The following is a 19,188-nucleotide window of genomic DNA, read 5'->3' on the forward strand; positions in this document are numbered from 1 at the left end:
TGAATTTTGGCACTACCGCTTCGTTATACTGCGCTTACGTGTAAAAAAGAAGGAGTCTCATATAATTTTGAGACTCCCACTTTGTGCTATTTCATTTGATCCTGTACTTTAGCAGGTAATTCATGGAATTTCACTTCATCAAATGAAGTAACTTCTGTTTCCTTTTTCACGTAAAGCTTTAAATAAGCATCCTGGCGTAAATTTTTATTAGCGGAAAACTTTAATGTTTTCTCTCCCCCATTTTTATCGTAAGAAGGTAGCTCGTACCAATACATTTTAAAGATTTCACCACTATCTGCCTTATACTCCTCTACCTCACCATCAGCCGTGATATGAACATAGTAGGTATCTTTATTTAAACGGTTAAAATCTACTGTCATCAATACAATCAACCCTGCTACGAATAAGATGAACAACGCACCTATTCCGAAAAATACTTTTTTCATATTAATTCCCCTGTCTCACTATTTTATAAAACGAACGAACCGTAAAGATATAATAAATAAAGTAAATAGCTGAATATGCAATCATCCACAAGATGACTGGTTTTGTAATATTCATGTTAAATAGCTGTGAAAATGCTAGTAATGCAAACACACTATGTGCAATCCCTACAATAAGTGGCGCACTAAAGATAACAGCGACCTGTCCTGCTACTGTCTTTAAGATTTGCTTACTATTTACACCGATTTTATTTAAAATAGCATATTTCGCCTGATCTTCTTCGGCTTCCGTTAAAATTTTGAAGTAGATAATACTGCCCGTTGCTGCTAGGAAGACCAATCCTAGGAAGCTTCCCACAAACAATAGGGCACCTACTGTTGCTAAACTATCCTCATAGCTTTGCGGTACACTAGAGAATGATTCTTGCTGTTCAGTAGATAACTGCTGGTAAATGTCTTTTGACACGTCCTGTTGTTTCAAATCATTGTCTAATCCAACAACCTGCATCATGATCTCATCGCCATCAGTAGCTTTAAATTCTTGATCATTTACAATGAGAACTGTTCCAGCTGCTATAAAGTTTAACACGCTTTCCGTGTACATCTTCTCTACATGAAAGGAGTCGCCGTTTTGTAGCTTAAAGTCCTCACCTGTAAAATCATGTGAAAATCGTTCATCATAGGCTGCATCAAGTAAAACCGTAGAGCCATCTGCAATGTGTAGCTCTTTATCCTTGCCTTGTAATTTCGCTAAGCGGTTATAGTCCGATTCCTTAAGTAATGTATATTCGAAAAATGAGAATTCATTATCCACACGTAAATTTTTCACAGCCAGTGCTTCATTATATAAGACATCCTTTTGTGAAAATTCTACTGTCTCGCCTTTCCACATAAATGTGTTTGGCAGCATCTGACGTACAGAAGCTTCTGCATTGTAATACATACCGAAGACACCGCCACCTGCTGTAATCGTAGTGGCACTTAAAATTGCAATAATTGACAACGATTTAGCATTTGCTCGAATACGAAACAATAGCTGAGAAACACCGATTAAATTTAAGCCCTTCCATGACCATGATGTTGCTTTTTTTAATGCTGTTAACACAAAGACACTCACACTATGGAATAGAAGGTATGTCCCTGCAATTGTTACCCCAATGACCATTAATGGCGTACCTAACACCGTAAAGAATCGCCATATTTTACTCGTAAACATATCAGAGGCAGCTGTATAATAACCAAATGCAATAAATACAGTGCCAAGTAAAGCAGCTACTAATGATGCACGTGGAATTTGCTCTCCCTGTTTGTCTGCATGGAATAAATCAATTAGCTTGAATTGATAAATCACACGGTAACCTTGTAAGGATGTGAATAAAAACAATAGTGTAAAAATGCCCGTTGTATTAATTAGTGCCTCCATTGAAAATGTCAAACTACCAACCACTTCATAGCCCATTAAGCGAACTAGTATCATTAATAGCCCTTGGGACATAAAGAAACCTAAAAGGATACCAAACACTAGAGAGACAAGCCCTATGACTAAATTTTCAAAGAAGAGCATTAAGCCAATTTTTTGCTTACGCACACCAAGTAAAGAGTAAAGGGCTACTTCCTTTTTCCGCTTCTTCATAAAAAACGAATTGGAATAGGCCATAAAGATAACAATGAAGAACAGAAGTACGACTGACGAGGCACTCATCAATCCTTTAATTTGTTGTGACGATTGCTTTAAGGCTGAAAGATCATCATTGTATTTGAGCGTCACAAACGTAAAGTAAATAACGATACTAAATACCATCGAAGCAATATATAAAAAGTAATTCGATAAATTGCGTTGAATATTTTTACGCGCTAAACTAAATAACGTCATTTACTCCACCCCCGATGCTAGACAGCACCTGCAAGATCTCTTGGAAAAATTGCTTCCTCGTTAGAGTCCCACGTTGAATTTCCTTAGAAAGCTGTCCATCCTGAATAAATAGTATGCGCTGGCAGAAGCTAGCTGCAAAGGCATCATGGGTAACCATCATAATTGTTGCGGCTTGAGATTGGTTTAAATCACTTAAGCTTTCTAGCAAGTCAGTTGCAGATTTTGAATCTAGTGCACCTGTAGGTTCATCAGCAAAAATTAATTTCGGCTCTGTCACTAATGCTCGTGACGAGGCGGTACGCTGCTTTTGCCCACCTGAAATTTGATAAGGATATTTATTTAATAATTCACTAATGCCAAACAATTCAGCAATGCGGTCAACTCTTGCATTAATAGCCTTTGTTGGCATCTTCGCAATCGCTAGCGGTAAGACAATATTTTCTCTCACTGTTAAAGAATCGAGCAAGTTATAATCCTGAAAGATAAACCCTAAATTATCACGACGAAAATCTGCTAATTCAGCATCCTTCATACGTGCCAAATTGGTATCCTCAATAATAATTTCACCAGTCGTTGGCGTATCAATCGTTGCTAATACATTAAGAAGCGTAGATTTCCCCGCCCCAGAAGGACCCATTACACCAACAAACTCTCCCTTTGCTACTTCAAATGATATATTCGATAGCGCTGTAAAAGTATTTGCGCCTTTGCCGTAAGTTTTTCCAACGTTTTGTACCTTTAATAATGGCGTCATATACGCTCACCTCTTCTTTCTGACTTTAGTATACGACCTCAAACTTACAGCAAATTTGTCGCAAGCTTACAGCAACCTTAAATCCTCAGCTTTTTGAAATTTATAGACAAAAAAAAGATTCATACACAAGTAGTGCATGAACCTTTCTAATCTATTGAGCTAATACTTTTTGAATATCTTCCTCAAAGCTACTTGGCTTATCTGCTGAGGCGTATCGTCCAACAACCTCTCCATTACGGTTTACAAGGAATTTTGTAAAGTTCCATTTAACACTATTGCCTAAAAATCCTTTGGAGTGGGAAGTGAGATAATCGAAAATAGGATGTGCTTCTTTACCATTCACCTTAACAATCTCATGCATGGGAAATGTCACACCATATGTTAATCGACATTGGGAGGCAGCTTCTTCAGCTGTCGCTAGCTCTTGTTTAAATTGATTTGATGGGAAACCAAGTACAACCAGACCTTGCTCCTGATACTTTTTATAGAGACCTTCTAATTCTTCAAATTGTGGTGTAAAGCCACATTTGGAAGCTGTATTAACAATAAGCATCGGCTTTCCTTTATAACGTTCAAGGCTATAGATAGTACCATCTTCTAAAGTTACATTAATATCATAAATGCTCATCTCTCTACCTCCTATTATAAACGTCCATTCATTCTTGCCACCTGCTGCAAAGGATCCCAAACACCATTGAATGGTGGTGCATAGGCCAAATCTAAATCTAACAAATCAGGTAAGGTCATTTTACTATATAATGCCGTCGCAAACACATCGATACGTTTATCGACTCCCGCTGGTCCCACGATTTGCGCACCCAATAACAATTGATCGCGCTTGCGAACGACCACTTTTATAAACATACGTTGTGCGCCTGGATAATAGCCAGCTATATGGCGTGCAGATAATTTAAATGCCTCATAGTCAAAACCAAGCTCTTTAGCATCACGCTCATTAATGCCTGTTGTAGCAATAGTTAAATTGAAAAATTTTAAAATAGATGTGCCCACAATTCCTCTAAACGGAGCAAATTTGCCTGACATGTTGAGACCTGCTAAACGACCTTGCTTATTGGCAGTCGTTCCTAAAGGTATATAATCTAAACGTTCTTTCACAATATTAAAGTGAGTTGCACAATCGCCAGCTGCATAAATATTTTCAATAGAAGTCTCTAAATGGCGATTTACAATGATCGCTCCATTTTTTGCAAATGCCATTCCAGTATCCTTTAAAAACTGAGTATTTGGTTTTATGCCTGAAGCAACAATGACTAAATCCGTCTCTAGAACGCCGTTATCTGTAATAACACGTTCTACTCGTTTATTTCCTTCAAAAGCTTCAACACTCGTATTTAATAACAGCTCGACACCGTTCTTTTTCGCTTCCTCATGAACATGCTGAGCAAGTTCTTCATCTAAAATACGGGCCACATGACTTCCGCGCTGAATAAGCCTTACCTTTTTCCCACAGGCATGTATGGTTTCAGCCATTTCTAAACCAATATAGCCACCACCTATGATGGTTACCTGCTCAATCTCTGATGTTAAATCTGCCAATAAATCTTCCAGTTGAGGGATTGTTTTCACAGTATGGATACCTTCTAGCTCATCCCCCCTTTTCACAGGCATGACTGGACTAGCCCCCGTTGCAATAAGAAGTTTATCGTAGGTAATCTCAAATTTATCACCACTTGCTTGTGTACCTGTAATAACCTTCTTCTCTATGTTTACATTCTCTACCTCATAGCCAACTCTTGCATCAATGCCATACTTATCTCGAAAAGTTTCGACATCTCTTGCAATTAAACGTTTGGTTGATGAAATACGACCATCTACAACATAAGGCAATCCACATTGCCCATATGAATAAATAAAACCACGTTCTAAAGTAGTTATTTCTGCCCCTGGAACATTCCGATAGATTTCCATTGCTGCAGACATACCTGCAGCATCTCCCCCAATGATGACGTATTTCATTCTACAAGCCCCCTTATTTTTTCCTTGTTGCCATTAAATCTGCATATTGATCGATATACAAACGTCGTTTTCCACCACTTACGATGACCCTTACCACGTGAACGGCTATTATCATTGTAAGTGCAAAACCTGCTATTGCGGCAAGTAGAGAAATGACAATTTGCAGAACATAAAATGGTGAATCCATATCTAATTGAATGTCACCTAATGTTGAAATGACATCTGATAAACACAAGGTAGCGATAATAGCAATACAGCGACGCCATGATTGCTTTACAATACTATTGCCATTCTTGTTGACCATTGTAAAACGCATCACCTTCATACCGAGCGTTGCACCATTCATTAAACTTGGCATCAAACCAAAGAGTACAATGTACAGAGCCATTTTCACTAAGAATTCAAAAGTACCACTGTACCCAGTCAGAACACCAATAATCATCCAAACCAATTGGGCGATAAATAAATCAATGACCAATGCTAGTAAAATAGAAATCGGCTTAACAATATCATTTTTTTCCATTTCAGCAGCTTTAGCCTCAACCTCTTCATGAGAGGGGAATAATGCCCAAACAATTGGTGCTAAGAAGAAGCCTAGGAGCGCACCTACACTGTTTAGTAATAAGTCATCTACATCAAAGATTCGGTATGCGCAATTAAAGATGCCATAAATGCCTGTTCTTTGTGTGACCTCATAAAACAATGTTAGCAAAAAGCTAATTAAAAATGCACGTTTCCAGTACCTTCTTTCTTTAAGAAAATATCGCAAGTAAACGCCGAATGGCATCAGTAGTAAGAAATTAAAGAAGGCTTGAAAAAATGCCTGCTGTTTTGTGATAGCAAGCCATGTAGATGGATTTGTTAAAACTACTCCACTATCCTTTAAAACATCATCAACAAATTGAAAAAGTCGCAAATTAGTATGAACGGTGTCTTGGGATTGAAGTGAGCAAGTATCTCTGGTAGATGGAAATGGTAATAATACTAAACAAAGCGCAGATAAAAAGTAAAAAATAAATGAGAACATGATAATGGTTTTGGACATCGATAAGTATCCATACTTTCGATACGTATAAATCAGCCATGGTATAAATAGTACGAAGGATAACATGATGGTTATGAAAAAAGCTATAAAAATGGATTGTGTATACGTTGACATAGAAACACCTCTCTCTTTAAATTGCCCTATTTTCTGAACACTAAAACTAAGTTTAGTCCTTCAATACTACATGTATATTTCATCAAGCTTACATAATCCTTAATTCAATAAAAAAACAGGTAAAGAATATATACTCTCTACCTGTTACTTACTATGCTTTAGCTATTTCTTCTTTACAGAATGTCAAAATTTCTTCTAGTTCATCATCCTCTAATGCAAAGTCTAAATATTCACCTTCAGCCTTTTCCATGATGAAGTAATTTAATATGAATGGTTCTTCGTCTTTTTCACCAATAAGGACACGAATTTCAATACCAGCTTCGTGGTAAAGCTCATCCTCTTCATCAATTTCTACATCCAGTATAAATTCATAACGCTTACCTTCAATAATATTTGTTGGGTCTAAAATTTCTTCCATTGAGAATTGTGTAATTTCCATTATGTTTGCTCCTTTTTCTTTAGCTGTTCTTTTCTATATTAAATCAATTTCAGCATGGGTCAACTAGAAAAGCCGTATACACCTGTAAGTAATTATGCCACAATGAAATGGAATTAATTTAGAACTAAATTTCCCTACATACAAGGAGGCTTTTTCATGAAAGAGCTACTATATTATCAAGACGTTATGTTACAAGAGTTTGATGCAACTATTATTGGTAAAGGAACTGATGAATCAGGCCGTCATTATGTTGTACTATCGAACACCGCTTTCTATCCAACTGGTGGTGGTCAACCCCACGATACAGGTACATTGAATGCGTTGGAGGTCATAGATGTTGAAAAAGTGGATGATGAAATTCGTCACTATATTCAAGGTGATCTATCGACTTTAGATGGCGTCGTACATGGCAAATTAAATTGGCCAAGACGATTTGATCATATGCAGCAACATGCTGGCCAACATATTTTAACAGCTGCTTTTGTTGAGCTTTTTAATGCACAGACTGTAAGCTTTCATCTAGGCAGTGAGCAAGTAACTATTGATCTTGCTGTAGAAACGATTTCTGAGCAACAGCTTGCAGCAGCAGAAGCAAGAGCCAATGACATTATTTTAGAGAATCGCCCTATTCAAACTACCTGGGTTACAGAACAAGAGCTTGGTAACTATAACCTTCGTAAAGAAGTAGCCGTGACGGGTGATATTCGCCTTGTGATTATCCCTAATTTTGATTACAACGGTTGTGGTGGCACTCACCCTACATCTACAGGACAAGTTAGTACCATCAAAATATTAGGTACCGAAAAAATGAAGGGCAATGTGCGCGTTTCTTTTGTTTGTGGTCAACGTGTGTTGACTGAGCTTGGCATGCGAAAAAAAGTATTAGCAGACGTTGCTCGACAATTAAGTGTCCCTGAGATTGAAGCTGCCACAGCACTCACAAAAGTTCTATCTGCTCAAAAAAATACAGAAAAAGCACTTGCTGCTGCGAAAGAGGAATTACTCACGTATGAAGCAAAGGCACTTGTTAATAACGAAGGTGTAGTAACAGCTGCTTTTAATCAGCGAACAATGCAAGAGCTACAAAAAATAGCCCGTATTATTGTTACGGAACAGAAAGATGTAATAGCTCTACTTGTGTCCGAAAATGAAGGCAAGCTACAATTCGTTGCAGCAAGAGGTAATAATGTTTCAAAAAGCATGAAGGATGTTGCTCAAAAGGCACTGCCTCTTATTAATGGTAAGGGTGGCGGAAGTGACCAAATGGTACAAGGCGGTGGCGATTACACCGTTTCGAAAGAAGAATTACTAGCAGCGATGCAAGACGCTTAATTGCATAATAGAGGAGCTATCATTAATAGACAGCTCCTCTCTCATTTAATATTTAAATTTTTGAATGGCTTCATATAAACGTTTTGCCATTTCTGATAGTTTTTCAGTTTGATTGTTCATTACTGCTACCGTCTTCAACTGTTCCGCTGTTGCATCTGTTACCTCATGAACATAATCGCTTGCTGCATGTGCAGTAGCTGCCATTTCTTCCATAGATGCTGAAACTTCCTCCGTATTGGCAGACATTTGTTCAGCTGAAGCATTCATTTCTTCAATTTGACCTGCTATTTCTCCTACTGCTTGAACCATTTCCTCGAAGCGTTCTCCAACTGCCTCAATGGAAGCTAAACCACGCTCAACATTATCTTCACCTGATTCCGCTGCTTTTACTACTTCTAATGTATAAGATTGAACTCTTTCAATGAGCACATTAATTTTAGTAGCTGATTCTGCTGTTTGCTCTGATAGCTTGCGAACTTCTTCCGCTACAACGGCAAAGCCTTTACCAGCATCTCCTGCCCGTGCTGCTTCAATAGAGGCATTTAATGCCAATAAATTCGTTTGATCGGAAATATCGGTAATCATTTTTGAAATTAAGCTAATTTCCGTTGACTCTTTTTCTAGTTTGTGAATAATTGTTAGTTCATCTGTTGTGCCTTGCTGAATCTCATTCATACGACGAATTGATTGTTGGACAGCATGATTGCTTTCACTAATTTTCTGGGAAATAAAATCTGTATTACAAGCAATTGTGGAGGCAACTTCAGCTACATTTTGTATCCCCATTGCCATTTGTTCCATTGCTGAGGCACTTTCCTCTGCCATCACAGTTTGACTTTGTGCCCCTCGATCTACTTCACTTATTGCACCAGCAATTTGTTTTGAATGCTTTGTTACTCCGTTTACATCTCCCATTAAATCACACGAAGCTTCATTCACTGCCGTTGCTTCTTGACTGACTTTGACTATCATTTCTCGCATATTATCAATCATTCGATCTAATGCACGTGCCATCGTTCCCATTTCATCAATACGTTTCAAATATTTTTCTGGAATCTCCTGTGTAAAGTCTCCTTCTGATAACCCCTCACTAATGCGAAGTACATGTCGAAGTGGTCTACTAACAGAGCGGGAAATGGCAAACGAGATGCATAGCCCGAGTATCGAAACAATGATCGTAGTGACTATAAAGTTTGTCTTAAGCTTAGAAAGCCCTGAAAGCATCTCATTTTCTAATGCGATAACACCCATTTTCCAACCATTATCAAGGGTATGATAGCCCATTAAATTAATTCCTGCATCTTCCGTTTCAAAAGAAAAATAACCGTTATCATTAGCAAGCATTTCTTTAACAGCCATTGCCCTGCCAGTCTTGAGACCTGTTTCGTCTGCTTCCTTGATTGGATTGTATTGCTCCTTCACATACGCGTGATTATTATGTCCAATAATCGTTCCGTTAGCGTCTAGCATAAATGCGTAGCCACTGTCTCCAACCTTAATGCCTTCTACTATTTTAGATAGGTAATAGCCATCAATACGTGCCAATAATAAAGCTTTTTCACCTGTTACTGTTTCAATTGGAGAAACGATTAAAATGACTGGTTCACCTGTCACACGACTAATCGTAATTTCAGACATGACAGACTTACCAGTAAAGCCTTCTTTTACGTAATCACGATCCCCTAGTTCAGCTGTTGTATCATCTAGATAATGAGCAACCCCATCAGCGTTGATAATGCCAAAGCCTAAGTAATTTTCATTACTAGCAAGTCGTTTCGATAGATATTTTTTCTGCTTCTCAAAGTCCATGCTCCGAACTGCCTCTTGCTCTGCAATTGCTTCCACTTCCACTAGTGTTAATTGGAAGTGTTCTTCTATGTAGTGAGAAACATCCTCTGCTCTTGAAACCAAATTAGATTCCACTTGCTCATTCACAGCTTTTGTACTATTTATCCAAGTAGATAGCCCGAGCGTGCCGCATGTTACAAATACAAGAGCTATAATTGCAACGATTAATTTACCACCAATACCTTTTAACCACATTTCTCTTTTTCTCACTTCTTCCATTTTTAGCTATACAAACCACATATTTTTGCATAACTTCAGAGTAAAGTCACTAAAAGTAGAAGTCAACAAAGATTTTCCAATATGATTAATAAATGTATAATAATACCATTATCACTATCCTTATAGTGCTAACAATTTTCTACAAAATTTTCAATTCATATATCCTTCTTGTTATAAAAAGACAGAGAATATAAAGTTGTTGGATGAAATTTAAACATTTTCCAACAAAAATTGATTATAATTCACATTTTTTGCTGATTATTAAAGATAGGATCCGTTTAACACATTTTGAGGGGAGGATTTCCATGAGTTCAGACAAAAATAATGTTTCTCGTCGAGACTTTTTAAAAACAACAGGTATTGCTGCTGGTACATTAGTCGGTGGTGGTTTAATTGGAGGATTAGTAGGCTACAACATCCATGGTAAAGGTACTTCTACCCTGGAACATGGTGGTCATGAAACAACAAACGAGGCCATAGGCTCACCGAAGGCTAAGATGTTTTTCAGAAATGAAAAAGATTTTAGTATCTTATCAAAGGCCACAGAACGTATTTTCCCAGAAGACGATTTGGGACCAGGTGCTATTGGTTTAGATGTTCCCTATTTTATCGATCATCAACTTGCAGGAAATTATGGGAGTAACTCTAAAGAATATATGCAAGGTCCATTTGATGTGGGTGCCCCAACTCAAGGCTATCAGAGCCGCTTAACGCGAGCGGAGATTTTTAGGCAGGGTATTCAAAAAATGGAGGATGAAGCACAAAAGCGTTATAAGAAAAGCTTTAACGATTTAGATGGCAAGCAAATGGATGAAATTTTAACTGCCTTCCAAAAAGGTGACATAGAAATGGTTGGGGTTACTTCCGCGTTCTTCTTTACATTATTACGAGCAGCTACATTAGAGGGAGCTTATTCTGACCCTATGTATGGAGGAAATCGTAATATGGATGGCTGGCGTATGAAGGGCTTCCCTGGTCATCAAATGGCTTATATTACACAAATAGAAGATGCGAAATTCCAAAAAATTGAGCCTAATTCATTAGGCAACCATTAAGGGGGGATTAAAAATGGCTAAAACATTACCGAGTGTAGATGTTGTAACAGTTGGTGTAGGTTGGACAGGCGGTATCGTTGCTGCTGAATGTGCCAAAGCTGGCCTAAAGGTAGTTGGTTTAGAGCGAGGTCAAAAGCGTGGTACCGAGGATTATTTAAATGTCCATGATGAATACCGTTATGCGATTCGATATGATTTAATGCAAAATCTATCCAAAGAAACAGTAAGCTTTCGTAATGATCGGAATATGAAGGCATTACCAATGCGTCAGCTTGGCTCCTTCTTGCTTGGTGAGGGTCTAGGTGGATCAGGAACACACTGGAATGGGATGACTTATCGATTTTTACCTTATGATTTTCAGATCAAAACATTAACAGATAAACGATATGGACCAAATAAGCTTGGACCAGATTATCTGATTCAAGATTGGGGTTTAACATACGATCAGCTTGAACCTTATATGGATAAGTTTGAAAAAACTGCTGGTATTTCAGGCGATGATAAAAATAAATTTAGTGGAAAGCGTTCGAATCCCTATCCAACACCACCTATGAAAAAAACGCCTATGCTTGCACAATTCGAAAAAGCTGCAACAAACCTGAAGCTAACACCTTATATGGTTCCTTCAGCTAACGTGTCAGAGGTTTATAAAAACCCAGATGGCGAAACAATCAATGCTTGCCAATATTGTGGTTTTTGTGAACGATTTGGATGCGAATATGGTGCAAAGTCGTCCGCAGAAATTACGGTTGTCCCAACCGCCCTGAAGACAGGAAATTTTGATTTACGTTTCAATTCCAATGTTGTTGAAATTTTAAAGCAGGGTAACAAGGCTACAGGTGTAAGATACATCGATACTGTTTCGGGAGAAGAATTCATTCAGCCAGCTAATGCTGTTGTATTAACTAGTTATGTCTTTAATAACGCCAAGCTATTAATGGTCTCTGACATAGGCGAAAGATATGACCCTACTACTGGTAAAGGAACACTCGGCAGAAACTATTGCTATCAAATCTTGCCAGGTGCCGCTGGATTCTTCGAGGAACAATACAATACATTTATGGGCGCAGGTTCGTTAGGTATGTGTATAGACGATTACAATGGGGATAATTTTGACCATAGTGATTTAGATTTTATTCACGGAGGTAACATTGCGCTTACACAGACAGGTACCCGACCAATCGGCTCAAATCCAACTCCACCAGATACGCCTACTTGGGGACCAGAATTTAAAAAGCAATCAATTTATTACTATACACGCTCATTCGGTATTGGTGCGCAAGGAGCATCTATGCCTCATAAGGAAAATTATATATCACTTGACCCTACCTACAAGGATGCTTACGGACTACCATTAACTCAGTTAACGTACAATTTTACTGATCAGGATCGAGCTCTCCATAAATATATCTCTGCACGTGCAGCAGATATTATGAAGGAAATGGGTGCAAAAACAATTGTCCCTAACGCAGAAATTACCGATTACAATATCGTGCCTTACCAAACAACGCATAATACTGGTGGTACGGTGATGAGCTTAACACCAGAACAAGGTGTTGTGAATAATTACTTACAACACTGGGATGTTGATAATCTTTTCGCAGTAAGTGCAGGCAACTTTGCACACAATAGCGGTTATAATCCCACAGGTACATTAGGAGCACTTGCCTACCGTTGTGCTGAGGGAGTTATTAAATATAGTCAATCAGGTGGTTCATTAGTATAAAAAAATCATTCTAAAGGAGGCAAGATTTATGGGAGGTCTAGGAGCAATTGGAGTACCTGGATTAATCATTATTTTAGTGATTGTATTAATTGTATTTGGCCCAAAAAAATTACCAGAAATCGGTGGAGCGGTTGGTAAAACGTTTGCAGAATTTAAAAAGTCTACTAAGGGACTTATGGATGATGATGATGATACCGTGAAAAAGGTCGAAAAAAAATCTGATGCTTCGTAGGAGGGTTTCCTATGGATCCATATGAAGACGGAAAAAGAAAATATTTAAGCCCTCTTGATAAACCACAAGCTGAGCCTCCAAAACCAGTGGAGGCTTTAGTTGAAATACCAACAAAGGTAGCAATTGAAGAGGAGCATGTGTATAATGAGCCCCTTATTCCTGTTACCTCATTATTGGAGCATCTTACTGATTTACGTAAGCAAATTATCAAAGGGTTAACGGTTTTTATTTTATTTTTCATTGTTGTCTTTTCTACTATTAATATTTGGTTTCCATTCATAACGCGAGGTCACTCACTCGTTATTTTAGGACCATTAGAAGTAGTTAAATTTTACATGACGATTTCAACTACTTTAGCTTTTGGTCTTGCAATGCCTTTCCTCGTCCACTTTCTATGGAGCTTTATTAAACCAGGCTTAAAAGAAGAGGAAAGTAGATTTTTAGGCCTCTATGCACCAATCATGTTAGTTCTATTTTTAGTAGGAGTTGCTTTTGGTTATTTTGTCGTAAACCCACTTAGCTATACATTCTTAGTAAGCATTGGGGCTACCAATTTCGATGTCATGGTATCAGCAAATGAATATATGCACTTTTTAATCATGACTACAGTACCGCTTGGTCTATTATTTGAGTTACCGATTGTTGCCCTATTCTTATCTGCCATTGGTGTACTGACTGCTGAATCCATGAAAAAAATACGAGGCTGGTCGTATATCGCAATGGGCGTAGGCTCCGCTGTTATCACGCCACCAGACTTTATAAGTCAGTTACTCGTTTTAATACCGATGATTATTTTGTATGAAATAAGTATTTATCTCGTTAAACGTATAGAACGCAAACAAAAAATAAGCACTGCGTAAATTTTACGCAGTGCTTATTTTTTCTTTAGATCCATCACAATAATTTCTGGTAGATTAAAAATGCGATATGGTACTGAGCTATTACCCAAGCCTCTACTAACTACCATTTTCGTCGCGCCTGCTTCGTAGACACCAGCTGTATATTTTGGGAAAAGCCCCTGTCCTGGTGCAACAAGTCCTCCAAGCCCAGGAATACGAACTTGCCCACCATGCGCATGTCCCGAAAATACTAAATTAACGTGATAATTTACATACGTATTAAACATTTCTGGTCTATGCGCTAGTAACAACTTAAACATATCGTCTGGCAAATAGGCTGTTGCAATGTCTAGCATATCTTCTGTTGTTCTACCCATTAATGGATCCTCAATACCAACAATCGCCAAGCGCTCCCCGTCGCGCTCTAACACGGTCGATTCGTTGGCCATAATATGTACCCCTAACGATGACAGCGCCTCATAAATTTCATTCACCTTATTCGTCGCTACCTCATGGTTTCCTAGTACATAATAAACATCCGCTATTTCAACTAGTCCTGCTACTGCCTGTAAACTTTGTTTTAAATTATAGCGATTACTATCGATCACGTCACCTGTGATAAAAATATAATCCGGCTTTGTATCCTTTATCTTAGCAATCAATTTTTGTTGATTGCCACCAAAGACGGCATCATGTAAATCCGAAACTTGTACAATGCGTAGCCCATCAAAGCTATCAGGCACACTCTCTGATTCAAACGTATGTTTACTTACGACTAGCCAGTGATTGTTTACGTACAAAAAAATGACTATAAAAACAACAAAGAAGATACCATATAATAATTTTTTCAATCGCAATCGCTCACTTTGTGGCTACTTTTTCAGAAATAATTCTGACTTTCTCATTATAAGCAAAAAACAGAGTGATTGTAAGTATATGCACTTTAAATACACAAAATGCACAAATACCCTTAGATTAAAATTTCTATCATTAGATAATGATGCACGATTTAATCTATTTTTTGTTAACTATTGGCATGCTATACTATAGGTAAAAAGGCATGTTTTATTATCCACTCATAATACATCACGATTTGGGAAATGCATCTCATTTACTAAAGTGCAGGAATACTAATAAACTTAAAACAGTTAAAGGTGAAAAAGAGAGCGGTAGGGATTGTCCAATTATTGGACGGCGAATAGCGTTTTTACCTCGCAATAAATTATAGAATTTTCCGAATTACATGATTTGCTATTCAACCTTCCATTGCTACAAGCAATGTATAAAATTAGTGGCGGAAAATTTACAAAGTACGGCTGTGCTACATAATATTCTACTTTTTAGAAGATAAGAGGTGAAAAAATGTTAAAAGCCATCATAGTAGATGATGAAATTTTGGCAATCAACTTATTAGAAGCTACGTTACATGATAATAGCGCTGTTACTATTATCGGAAAATTCCTAAATCCACTAGAAGCTATAGCAAATATCCCTACACTCAAACCAGATATTCTTTTTTTAGATATAGATATGGCTGAATTGAATGGTATTGAATTTGCTAGTAAGATTGCAGACTTTCCGTTTTTAATGGACATTGTATTTGTAACTGCTTATGAGCATTATGCAATAGAAGCTTTTAATGTACAGGCTGTTGACTATATTTTAAAGCCAATTGAGAAAGAGCGTTTAATGAAAACAATCAAAAGAATTTCCTTGCGAAGAAAGCAATTTCAAGAAAAAGCTGATGCACACCACATAAATGAAGATGCTCGTATAATAGAGGGTTTTCAATTTCATGTACATTCAGGAAGAGTATATATCGGTAACAAAGCATTAGCCTTATCTACAAAGGAATTTCAAATTTTTTTCTTTCTAGCACAACGACCAGGTCAAATCTTTCCCCCATCAGTATTGTATAAGCTTATTTGGGCTGAGGAAAGTATTGGGCATACACAGGCATTGAAGGTTCATATTAGTAATTTACGAAAAAAGTTAGAATCCGTTGATGGTCATAAAGCAAAGATTATGACAGTGAGAGGTTCGGGGTATCAATTCCTTTTTGAACCATGAAAAAAGGGCACGGCGATTACATAACGAATCGTCGTACCCTTTTTAGCTTATTTTTTTGCCGCTTCTTGAATTTCATAAAATGCCCAATGCTGTCTTAGCACATCTGTAAATAATGGTGTTTGGACTTCTGTTAGTACCTGACGTTCAAACAGTCGATTTAATACCTTCACTGCTTGTGCACGTGTTAAAAAACCATCTGGATTGAATGTATCTGCTGTTACTCCTGTCATAATTTCCGCTGCATTGACAGTATCAATTGCTTTCACTGCCCAATGATTGAAGCTCACATCTTTGAATGCTGCACTTGGTGAGGTCGGCTGACAGAAATCTGCATCAGGACGTTCTACACATTGCTGTTCTATCCAGCGGGCAGCCACTGTAGCCATCTGTGCACGTGTAATCAAGCCGTTTGGATTAAAGTTTGTTGCTGTAACCCCTTTAAACAGACCCTTCTCCTTCGCGAATTCGATTGCATCTTTAGCATCATGTTGGAATGTATCTGTATAGGTTGCCTTTGCTTGCGGAATGGCATTACCTGTTAATTGACGAGCAAACATACTTGCCATCTGTGCCCTTGTAACAGGAGCATTTGGACGGAAGGTACCATCTGGATAGCCTTGAATATAAGGTAGATGTGTAACACCATCAGTAGTTGGTTCCTTCACTTCTTCCTTCTCTGGTAAGTAGAGAATGGAGAAGGTGGAGAACTTATTCACCTCAAACTGTAAACCTGTTATTCCCTTTTGATATTCTACAACTTTCCCACGTACAACTTCTTTTGTGCCATCACTATGCTCGATATAAATAGCCAGATGATTAAGCTGTTCACGTGTTAAATCAGTTGGTAGAGGTAAGGTTAATATAACGGGACGGCTTTGCATATTTGTTTCAATGGTCATTGGACGACCAAGCAACTCAACAACCGTACTTCCTGCCAACTGCTGTACAGCCCTTTCCTTTTTAGCTTGTTCTTTAATATCCAATTGATTAGCCCGCTCTTTTATAGGAACAAGTCGGAAATAGAGATTATCATTAAACGTTTCCAACGAAGTTTTTGGCACTTCAATTCTAACGTTATCTGTGACAATCTCAAGATGGACTGCACTATTTTGTAGAAGTGTCACCACATTTTTTGGTATAGACACATGAACTTGATTTACTTGATCCTGTTGATCCGGAATAATGATTCTTGCTTTATCATTTCCTTGTTCCTTTAATTTCCTAATCGTCTCTGTTGCGCTCTCTGGTGTTAATAACACTTCATCCCTGATTGTGTTGTCGGTGTTTTTTGTTCTTTTTACCGTTGTTTTAGAGACGAGGTCACCATCACCCGACTCTACATCTACCACAATTTCCTCTACGTTGGTTGAAGGTGTTGTTGAACCTGCATCAGGATTTGGTGAAGGATCAGTATTACCGCCACCTGTATCATTACTAATCCATTTTGCATAGATCACTGTGTTAGCTGTAATCGCAGTATCAAAATTAAATGGTGTTGTGTAGGCATTATTTGTGTACCAGCCAACAAATGTATAGCCGGCTTTCGTTGGCTCAATCTTAGGCTGACTTGCCTTTTTCCCATATTCTACCGTTTGATCTGAGATAGCACTACCGCCGTCGACATCAAACCTCACTGTATACATCCCAGGAATCCATTTTGCATAGATTGTTGTGTTCTCGTTAATGGCACTATTAAAATCATATGGTGTTGTATAAGCATTACTTATATACCAACCACCGAATGTATAGCCCGCTTTCGTTGGCTCTTGGGCTGGCTGACTTGCTTTTTTCCCATGCTCTACCGTTTGATTTGAGACGGCACTTCCTCCGTTGACATCAAAACGCACCGTATACGTTATTGGTATCCATTTTGCGTATATCGTTGTGTGCCTAGTAATGGCACTATTAAAATCATATGGTGTTGTATAGGCAGGACTCGTATACCAGCCTTCAAATATATGGCCAGCTTTCGTTGGTGCTGGGGTTGGCTGACTTGCTTTTCCTTCATGTACCACCGTCTGATTAGAGACAGGACTTCCCCCCGCTACATCAAAGCTTACCGTATAAGTCACAGTCACTGGCTTCCATTTTGCATATAATATGATACTTTCACTACCCATTAGGAAAGTTGAAGCTGGTGCATAATCTATTCCTCTTCCATCTGCTTGCGTGTTCCAGCCCTCAAACGTGTAACCCACTTTTACCAGATTTCCTGTATTACCCAGAACTGTTACAGTTTCTCCTTGCTCATACGTTTCACTATCTGTTGGAGCTGTGCCCCCTGTGTTTGTATTGCCGTTGTAGGTGATAGTAAACGTACTAATCACAGAAGTATTCTCTAGGGTTCCTTCACTTACTAATGAAGCTTTGTGCGTCGCCGTTTCTTTCACTCTCGTGATAAACGTATACTTTGTATCAGGCGTTAGTTCACTAAAGATCGGACTGTCCTGCCACGTTGTTCCGTTATCTCTACTATATTCTTGACCTACTACCCCATTTAGCGTAATATTTGTCGCTGTTTTACTGGCTACAGTTGGGGCTGGCGGAGCACTTGGTCCATCCGCTTTTTCCACAATAGTTGTTTCCCCACTCATTACACTTCCTGTTGCATTTGTTCCATCGGCACTGGCTCTTACTTTAATCGTCTCTCCAATATCTGCTTGAACCAACATATATGTGGAAGAGTTCGCTCCTGAAATGGCCGTGTTCCCTCGATACCATTCATAGGTTAGTGCATCTGCTGTCGTTGGTGGCGTATACGTGATCCCACTAATATCTGCGGTTAACACGCTTCCATACTTCGTCTCTCCCGTGATGCTTATCGTACCTCCCATTTCTGGAACCGCTACAGTTTGAGTTTGTGTTTGGATCGATGTTCCTTTACTTACCAGTGATGCCTTGTGAGTGGGTGTCTCCTTCACTCTCGTGATAAATGTATACTCCGTTTCAGGGATTAGTCCATTAAAAATTAGACTATCCTGCCACGTTGCCCCGTTATCTTTACTATATTCTTGACCTACTACCCCATTTAGCGTAATACTTGTCGCTGTTTTACTGGCTTCAGTTGGGGCTGGCGGAGCACTTGGTCCATCCGCTTTTTCCACGAAAGCTGTTTCACCACTCGTTATACTTCCTGTCGCATTCGTTCCATCGGCAGTGACTGTAACCTTGAGTTTCTCACCAATATCCGCCTCTACCAATGTATACGTGGACGAGGTCGCC

General features: G+C 38.5%; 16 protein-coding genes. 6 read left to right on the plus strand and 10 right to left on the minus strand.

Annotated elements, in window-relative coordinates:
- Positions 1-86: 86 nt before the first annotated feature.
- The 7 genes from V1L66_RS21935 to V1L66_RS21965 all read right to left on the minus strand — a co-directional run bounded on the left by V1L66_RS21935 (position 87) and on the right by V1L66_RS21965 (position 6,645).
- Positions 87-446 carry a YxeA family protein gene (locus V1L66_RS21935; protein WP_333006591.1) on the minus strand — a complete coding sequence of 120 codons (360 nt, stop codon included), beginning with the start codon at positions 444-446 and terminating at the stop codon, positions 87-89.
- A gap of 1 nt (position 447) precedes the next feature.
- The gene (locus V1L66_RS21940) at positions 448-2,316 is read right to left on the minus strand and encodes an ABC transporter permease (protein ID WP_333006592.1); all 1,869 of its coding nucleotides are present in this window, start codon (positions 2,314-2,316) and stop codon (positions 448-450) included.
- Entirely contained in the window at positions 2,303-3,070 is a 768-nt protein-coding gene (locus V1L66_RS21945; RefSeq protein WP_016993265.1) for an ABC transporter ATP-binding protein, read from the minus strand. The genes V1L66_RS21940 and V1L66_RS21945 overlap by 14 nt, the downstream gene beginning before the upstream one ends.
- Before the next feature lie 151 nt (positions 3,071-3,221).
- The gene (locus V1L66_RS21950) at positions 3,222-3,698 is read right to left on the minus strand and encodes a glutathione peroxidase (protein WP_016993264.1); all 477 of its coding nucleotides are present in this window, start codon (positions 3,696-3,698) and stop codon (positions 3,222-3,224) included.
- A gap of 14 nt (positions 3,699-3,712) precedes the next feature.
- Positions 3,713-5,047: an FAD-dependent oxidoreductase gene (locus V1L66_RS21955; RefSeq protein ID WP_333006593.1), complete on the minus strand. Its 1,335-nt coding sequence runs from the start codon at positions 5,045-5,047 to the stop codon at positions 3,713-3,715.
- A 13-nt stretch (positions 5,048-5,060) separates the two neighbouring features.
- Positions 5,061-6,206 carry a VanZ family protein gene (locus V1L66_RS21960; protein WP_312124596.1) on the minus strand — a complete coding sequence of 382 codons (1,146 nt, stop codon included), beginning with the start codon at positions 6,204-6,206 and terminating at the stop codon, positions 5,061-5,063.
- Positions 6,207-6,357: 151 nt separating this feature from the next.
- Complete coding sequence (locus V1L66_RS21965; protein WP_036075918.1) at positions 6,358-6,645, minus strand: DUF6509 family protein; 288 nt, start codon at positions 6,643-6,645, stop codon at positions 6,358-6,360.
- Between the two features lie 156 nt (positions 6,646-6,801).
- On the opposite strand from V1L66_RS21965, the gene V1L66_RS21970 reads away from it, so the two are divergent.
- Entirely contained in the window at positions 6,802-7,977 is a 1,176-nt protein-coding gene (locus V1L66_RS21970; RefSeq protein WP_036075917.1) for a serine-tRNA(Ala) deacylase AlaX, read from the plus strand.
- A gap of 45 nt (positions 7,978-8,022) precedes the next feature.
- Here V1L66_RS21970 and V1L66_RS21975 read toward each other — a convergent pair whose 3' ends face one another.
- The gene (locus V1L66_RS21975) at positions 8,023-10,020 is read right to left on the minus strand and encodes a methyl-accepting chemotaxis protein (protein ID WP_026023420.1); all 1,998 of its coding nucleotides are present in this window, start codon (positions 10,018-10,020) and stop codon (positions 8,023-8,025) included.
- Positions 10,021-10,349: 329 nt separating this feature from the next.
- Between V1L66_RS21975 and V1L66_RS21980 the strand changes: the two genes are divergently transcribed.
- From V1L66_RS21980 to tatC, 4 genes are read left to right on the plus strand one after another with little or no spacing between them, the layout of a single operon-like run.
- Positions 10,350-11,099, plus strand: coding sequence for a gluconate 2-dehydrogenase subunit 3 family protein (locus V1L66_RS21980; protein ID WP_016993258.1), 750 nt, complete (start codon positions 10,350-10,352; stop codon positions 11,097-11,099).
- Positions 11,100-11,112: 13 nt separating this feature from the next.
- The gene (locus V1L66_RS21985; protein WP_333006594.1) at positions 11,113-12,825 is read left to right on the plus strand and encodes a GMC family oxidoreductase; all 1,713 of its coding nucleotides are present in this window, start codon (positions 11,113-11,115) and stop codon (positions 12,823-12,825) included.
- A gap of 28 nt (positions 12,826-12,853) precedes the next feature.
- A complete protein-coding gene (gene tatA / locus V1L66_RS21990) occupies positions 12,854-13,057 on the plus strand; it encodes a twin-arginine translocase TatA/TatE family subunit (protein WP_036075914.1) in 204 nt (67 codons plus the stop codon).
- An 11-nt stretch (positions 13,058-13,068) separates the two neighbouring features.
- Complete coding sequence (tatC, locus tag V1L66_RS21995; RefSeq protein WP_333006595.1) at positions 13,069-13,917, plus strand: twin-arginine translocase subunit TatC; 849 nt, start codon at positions 13,069-13,071, stop codon at positions 13,915-13,917.
- A 14-nt stretch (positions 13,918-13,931) separates the two neighbouring features.
- Here tatC and V1L66_RS22000 read toward each other — a convergent pair whose 3' ends face one another.
- On the minus strand, positions 13,932-14,747 hold the full coding sequence (locus V1L66_RS22000) for a metallophosphoesterase (RefSeq protein WP_036075911.1): 816 nt from the start codon (positions 14,745-14,747) through the stop codon (positions 13,932-13,934).
- Positions 14,748-15,258: 511 nt separating this feature from the next.
- On the opposite strand from V1L66_RS22000, the gene V1L66_RS22005 reads away from it, so the two are divergent.
- Positions 15,259-15,966 carry a DNA-binding response regulator gene (locus V1L66_RS22005; RefSeq protein WP_333006596.1) on the plus strand — a complete coding sequence of 236 codons (708 nt, stop codon included), beginning with the start codon at positions 15,259-15,261 and terminating at the stop codon, positions 15,964-15,966.
- A 47-nt stretch (positions 15,967-16,013) separates the two neighbouring features.
- On the opposite strand, the gene V1L66_RS22010 is transcribed toward V1L66_RS22005, so the two are convergent.
- On the minus strand, positions 16,014-19,188 hold a 3,175-nt coding region (locus V1L66_RS22010; RefSeq protein WP_333006597.1), incomplete at its 5' end, for an InlB B-repeat-containing protein.

The organism is Lysinibacillus sp. IITD104 (assembly GCF_036698265.2).
Classification (GTDB): domain Bacteria; phylum Bacillota; class Bacilli; order Bacillales_A; family Planococcaceae; genus Lysinibacillus; species Lysinibacillus boronitolerans.